The 5,907-nt window shown below is 28.7% G+C and carries 7 protein-coding genes; 4 read left to right on the top strand and 3 right to left on the bottom strand.

Translation table 11 applies throughout. The features are described 5' to 3' along the window. Positions 1-62 precede the first annotated feature (62 nt). The 3 genes from ACI32A_RS08330 (at position 63) to ACI32A_RS08320 (ending at position 2,522) form a co-directional block, all read left to right on the top strand. Entirely contained in the window at positions 63-341 is a 279-nt protein-coding gene (locus ACI32A_RS08330; RefSeq protein ID WP_439754589.1) for a hypothetical protein, read from the top strand. Positions 342-434: 93 nt separating this feature from the next. Continuing rightward, positions 435-938: a hypothetical protein gene (locus ACI32A_RS08325; RefSeq protein WP_439754588.1), complete on the top strand. Its 504-nt coding sequence runs from the start codon at positions 435-437 to the stop codon at positions 936-938. A gap of 165 nt (positions 939-1,103) precedes the next feature. After that, entirely contained in the window at positions 1,104-2,522 is a 1,419-nt protein-coding gene (locus ACI32A_RS08320) for an ATP-binding protein (protein ID WP_439754587.1), read from the top strand. 178 nt (positions 2,523-2,700) lie between these two features. Here the strand turns inward: ACI32A_RS08320 and ACI32A_RS08315 are convergent, their stop codons facing one another. The 3 genes from ACI32A_RS08315 to ACI32A_RS08305 form a co-directional block, all read right to left on the bottom strand. Beyond that, positions 2,701-3,030, bottom strand: a complete 330-nt coding sequence (locus ACI32A_RS08315; protein WP_439754586.1) for a HipA domain-containing protein — start codon at positions 3,028-3,030, stop codon at positions 2,701-2,703. After that, the gene (locus tag ACI32A_RS08310) at positions 3,027-3,677 is read right to left on the bottom strand and encodes a type II toxin-antitoxin system HipA family toxin (RefSeq protein WP_439754585.1); all 651 of its coding nucleotides are present in this window, start codon (positions 3,675-3,677) and stop codon (positions 3,027-3,029) included. Before ACI32A_RS08310 ends, ACI32A_RS08315 begins: the two co-directional genes overlap by 4 nt. A 138-nt stretch (positions 3,678-3,815) precedes the next feature. After that, complete coding sequence (locus ACI32A_RS08305; RefSeq protein WP_439754584.1) at positions 3,816-4,136, bottom strand: helix-turn-helix domain-containing protein; 321 nt, start codon at positions 4,134-4,136, stop codon at positions 3,816-3,818. Between the two features lie 207 nt (positions 4,137-4,343). Between ACI32A_RS08305 and ACI32A_RS08300 the strand changes: the two genes are divergently transcribed. Continuing rightward, a complete protein-coding gene (locus tag ACI32A_RS08300) occupies positions 4,344-5,564 on the top strand; it encodes an ATP-binding protein (RefSeq protein WP_439754583.1) in 1,221 nt (406 codons plus the stop codon). The last annotated feature ends 343 nt before the right edge of the window (positions 5,565-5,907 follow it).

The raw sequence follows: 5,907 nt of genomic DNA, 5'->3' as shown, positions 1-5,907 counted from the left end.
ACAAATAAATCAAGGTAGCTGTATTTGTATCAAAACGTTGATTTTTGACACTACCTAGAACAATGGGAGATTCAAATTATGGAAAAATAAAATATTCAAAGAATGCTTTATTCTGGATTGGATATATGTATCGATATATATCCTATACAAGAGAGCATTCTACTTCTTTTGTGATGAAGTTGTTTTCTTATAAACAAATGAATGAAGTATATTATGTTTTTCATACTCAAGATTCTGAATGGTGTATTCGAAGTTTATTGGAAATGAATCATTTAGATGAAAAAATATTTGATAAAAATTATCGATTAAAACAGGTTATAAAAGCCAAAGGAGATTATTAAACTAATCTCTATTTTTGACACATTTAGCCTAAGAAATAGAATTTCTATTCTTTTTTATTTTTTGTATTCTTATTATGCAAGGAGAAAAGAAATATGAAGAGTTTAGAAACCGTTCAGAAATTTTTTAAAGTATTTAAAGTTTTATCTAAAATAGCTATGATTTTTTGTATTGTGATTAGTTGTATATGGGTTGTAGGTTTAATATGTGCTTTGTTTTATACCAATACTACTACATTAAACCAAGTATTTATGATTCAGGATATCAATACAAATACATTATGGGTATCTTGTTTATGTGGAATGATTTTATCCATTACCTATGGAATTTTATCGTATTATGCCTATAAATATTGTGAACAAGAAGAAAAAGATGGAACGCCTTTTACACATGAAGGTGCTGCATTAATTCGTCAATTAGCCATTAAATCCATTTGGATGCCCATTGTTTCTTTTGTGATTTGTGAAATATTGTTGACTTTATATGAAATCAATCGCGTAGATTTTAATGGATGGTTTAGTATTGGATGGATTTTATTATTATTTTTGTTGTCAGCTATTTTCAATTATGGAGCCGATTTAAAAGAACAGTCAAATTAGACTGTTTTTTTAGGTAGTAAAACCTGTTCTAGATTATTCAGTGCATGTAAAACGTCTACAAAGAAATTCAAGTAATGTTTGAATTTTAGAGAATAATTGATATATTATATAAATAGATTTATTATAAATTAGATTATAATAAATCTATTTATAAAGGTAATTGATATGAATTTTATTGGTCGAAAAACAGAACTAGAAAAACTAAATGATGAATACCAACGTAATGGAAGTTTTGTTGTTGTATATGGACGACGCAGAATAGGAAAAACAACATTAATTAAAGAATTTATAAAAGATAAAACAGCTTTCTACTTTTTAGCCACTGAAGAATTGGAAACACAAAGTATGAAACGTTTAGCTGGTGTAATTGGGCGTTGCACGAAGAATTCTTTGATGAAAAAGGCAGTATTTACAGATTGGCTGGATTTATTTCAAATTATTGCAGATTATAAACCAAATGAAAAGAAAGTCCTGGTAATTGATGAGTTTCCATATCTTGTGAAAACAAATGGTGCTTTTCCTTCGATTTTACAAAATGCCTGGGATGAAATATTGAAAGAACATAATGTTATGTTGATTTTATCTGGTTCATTAATTGGAATGATGAATAAATATGCATTGTCTTATGATAGTCCTTTATATGGTCGCAGGACATCTCAAATTCGATTGAATCCTTTGTCTTTTAGTGAATTATATGAAGTTCAACATATTTCATTTGAACAAGCTGTTATGCAATATTCTATAACAGGTGGTATACCAAAATATTTGGAATTGTTAATAGAAACAGATGACTTAGAAAAACAAATTAAAAAGTTAATTCTTTCAAAAAATGGCTTTTTATATGAAGAACCTAATTTTTTATTAAAAAGTGAATTTCTTTCAGCTGTCAATTATTTTTCAATTATTAAAACCATTTCAGATGGTAATCATAAACTCAATAAGATTGCGAGTATGTTGTCTCAAGATACATCTTCTTTGATGCCATATCTTTCTGTTCTTATGGAACTTGGTTTTGTTGAGAAAAGGATTCCTATTACAGAAAAAAATCCTGAAAGATCTCGAAAGGGTTTGTATTTTATATCGGATTTATTTATTCGTTTCTGGTTTCATTATGTGTATCCTTATAAAGGTGAATTAGAACTTGATAATATGCAAATTGTCTTGGATGAAATGAATAAAGATTTTGTTGAAAAATTTGTGGCTTTTGTTTATGAAGACATTTGTAAAAATATTTTTCAAAATTTGTGCATGAAAAGTAAAATTCATTTTGTTTGTTCTCGTATAGGATCTTATTGGCTGAATGATATTGATGGAAATACAGAAATTGATGTTATGGCTATCGATCATCAAAATAAACAAATATTTGCTGGAGAATGTAAATTTCATACTAAACCAGTTGATGCTTTTGTTTATTTTTCTTTGAAAAATAAAGTCGAACAAGCAAATGAAATCAAAAAATCTTTTCCTGGTTATGAAATAGTCTATGGTTTATTTAGTAAAAGTGGATTTACACAAAGAATGCTGGATTTAGCCAAAGAAAATAATAAAATTATATTGATTAATGAAGATGAATTAATTTTTTAAAAGAACAGTCAAATTAGACTGTTCTTAAAGTTTTATATTTCTGTATTACATAAATGAAAAGCTGGTTTCATTTCTTCTATTTGACTGCGAGAAATATTGTATTTGTTTGCTAAATTAACCCAGTTTTCTTTTACAATACTTAATATTTGATTTGCATATTTTTTGGCATTGGATTCATCTATACCAAATTTTTTGCTGTTTTAATGGCAATTTCAATATTGATTTGATTATCTTGTTCATCCACATTAAGAGATAGTTCATCTCCATAGGGAACAGGATTTATATTATAGAGAGGTGATAAATTCCACCCGTTTTTTGTGAGAATAAAGGCATGGTTGCGTAAATGATCGTCAGTATTTGAAATAGCCATATTAAACACTATTCTTTTCCAAAGTTCTAATAAATCATCTTTTGGATGTGACCCATATGCTTTTATGAAAGAAACAATATCCAAATAACTACATCCATCGGCTGCAGAAGAGCCATCTACTTTTCCTAGAAGCGTCATTGCTGAAGCAAAATGAATTCTTTTTTTCCTTTTCGATCAAAACGTTTTACAAGAAATGTACTTCCTAAGGAAGAAAATTTTTCGAGTTTTGCCTCAGGGACATGAAGCCCGCATAAAGATGCAAGATCGTGGGCAACCATTTCCCATGCACCTATATCGTATTCATCATTTTTTGATGGAAATTTCGCAATCCAAAGTTCATTATTCAAGTCTGTGATAGTTGCTTTAGGTCTTGCACCACCTAGAGAAGAACCAGGTTTAATTAGTTGGTTTAGCCATTTTTCAGATAGCGATGTTTTTTCAATTTGAATATTTCTAGAAGCTTCTTCAAGTGTTTTTAAGGAAGTCCAAGGTGGAGCTGCGGTTTTTTGATCATCTGATAAAAATGGTCCATCTATTTCTAATTTGAAACGAATTCCACCCATTCTAAGTTCATCATATACACCTAATAAATAATCACTATCATGAAGTTTCATGGGTTTTCGTTTTTCTTTTTCAGATTGAATTCTTTCATGCTTATTCATAAGTACACGTCCCCAACGATCTGGAGAGGCATCTGAAAATATGCCAAAAATATTTTTGCTAGAAGGATATTGTCTTCCAGGATAAGGTAACAAATCTGGATCTAAAGAAATATTATAATTCATTTTACGTAACCAATCTTCATTATATTCAAATGAATAAGATTCAAATCCTTTTATTACATTTACAAATAATGTACCTATTAGAAAAGGGTTGTCAAAACTAAAATCATCATAAACATATATCTTTTTGTATATTTGCCATTATCTATCTCTCCTGGTTGCTCGTTTTCGAGGCAGTAAATTCATATCTTGAAGTTGACGTCCTAATGGATCATCACAAGCAATTTTTAGTAAATCCTGATCTAAATTATTCAGTGCATGTAAAACAGCTGCATAGATTCCAATCGCAACAGAAGGATCTCCTTTTTCCACTTTCCATAGAGAAACACGGGAAATACCAGCTCTTTGAGCCACTAATTCCGTTGTTAGATTTCTTCGTAGTCGTGCCAGTTTTATTTGTTCTCCCATTGTTTCTAGTATTTTCTCAGTCGGTGGTAGTATATTATAAACAGCTTTTTTCATGTTTTAATTCCTCTTTTGTTTATTATTAGAAACAAAAATATATTTTTAGTTAATAATAGTGAACATTAAGCAGGTTTATCTTTATTTGTAAATATTCCGAAAATAGAAAAAAATAACTTAAAATAAATAATAAATTCCGAAATCGGAACAAAAATAGAATTCTTTTAATAAATGTGCTAAAATTGAAATGTAATGGAGGGTCTTGATATGGTTGAAAGAAAAGAATATTTAGACTGGTTAATTCAATGGAAAGATGAAAATGTTATTAAAGTTGTTACAGGTATTAGACGTTGTGGAAAATCAACTTTGCTTTATCAATTTCAAAATTGGCTTACACAAAATGGAATAGTAACGGAACAAATTGTTTCTTTGAATTTTGAAGCATTAGAATATGAAGAGTTACAGGATTATCAAAAATTATATGCATATCTAAAAAAGCGGTTATGTACTGATAAAAAGACTTATATTTTTCTAGATGAAATTCAAAAGGTAAATGGTTTTGAAAAAGTTGTAGATAGTCTATATATACAACCAGATGTAGATATCTATATTACAGGATCGAATGCTTATATGCTTTCTGGTGACTTGGCTACTTTGTTAACTGGGCGTTATGTAGAAATAAAAATGTTGCCTTTTTCTTTTAAAGAGTTTTTAGAAATAACAAATTTAGATGTACAAAATGGTTTTCTTGAATATATGCATGTTGGAGGTCTACCTTATGTTGCGCGTATGAATCGTACAAATGAAAAAGTAGAAACATATTTAGAAGGAATATATAATACAGTTATTGTTAAAGATATTGAGGAAAGACAGATTCGAAAAGAAAAGGATTTAAATAAAAGAAATATTACTGATATTTTTTTATTAAAAACAATAGCTAAATATCTTGCTAGTGTAGTCGGCAATCCTGTTTCGATTCGTAATATAAGTGATTATTTAATTTCAAATGGAAGAAAAGTATCACCGAATACAGTAAGTGATTATGTTGAAGCATTAATAGGATCTTTTATTTTTTATCCAGTGGATCGTTTTGATATCAATGGAAAACAGTTACTAAAAACAAATCGAAAACTATATATTGTGGATCTTGGTTTACGCAATTTTATTTTACCAAAAAACAAATATGATTTAGGTTTTTCATTTGAAAATCTTGTTTATTTTGAACTTCTAAGACGAGGGTATCGTGTAATGATTGGAAAGGTTGGTCAGACAGAAGTTGATTTTGTTGCACAAAAACAAGGCATATATACTTATTTTCAGGTTACTGCTGATATGAGTGCAAAAGAAACTTTTGAAAGAGAGATGAGACCTTTTCTTCATATAAAAGATAACTACGAAAAAATTATCTTAACAGCGGATCGCTTAACAATAGGGAATTATAATGGCATTCAAGTAAAGAATTTAATGGATTGGTTATTGGATTATTGATTTTAACGCTAGCCAATGATGTGTGATATAAATAATTCAATTGGAACAGTCATTAATGATTTACAAGAGTTTAAAAAATGTATAGAAAGATCACGTAATCATGTTAGTTAGAAATATGAGAAATACATATTAAAGATTTAGGTGCTATACTGAATATCATTATGATTTCAAGGTTTGTGGGTTATATAGCCATATTAAGTTAATAGATATTTTTCTTATTTCATAGTGTCATTAAAAGTTAATATTATAAAATTTCTATAAGCAATAAGAAGAGTACGCCGTCCTCATAGGGCGGTGGTGAATTCAGCGTCACTGGTTTTGGATGTACTCTTTTACAATCTCT

It is taken from the genome of Floccifex sp. (assembly GCF_051873555.1).
Classification (GTDB): Bacteria; Bacillota_I; Bacilli_A; order Erysipelotrichales; family Erysipelotrichaceae; genus Floccifex.
This window is presented reverse-complemented; position numbering and strand designations above follow the sequence as displayed.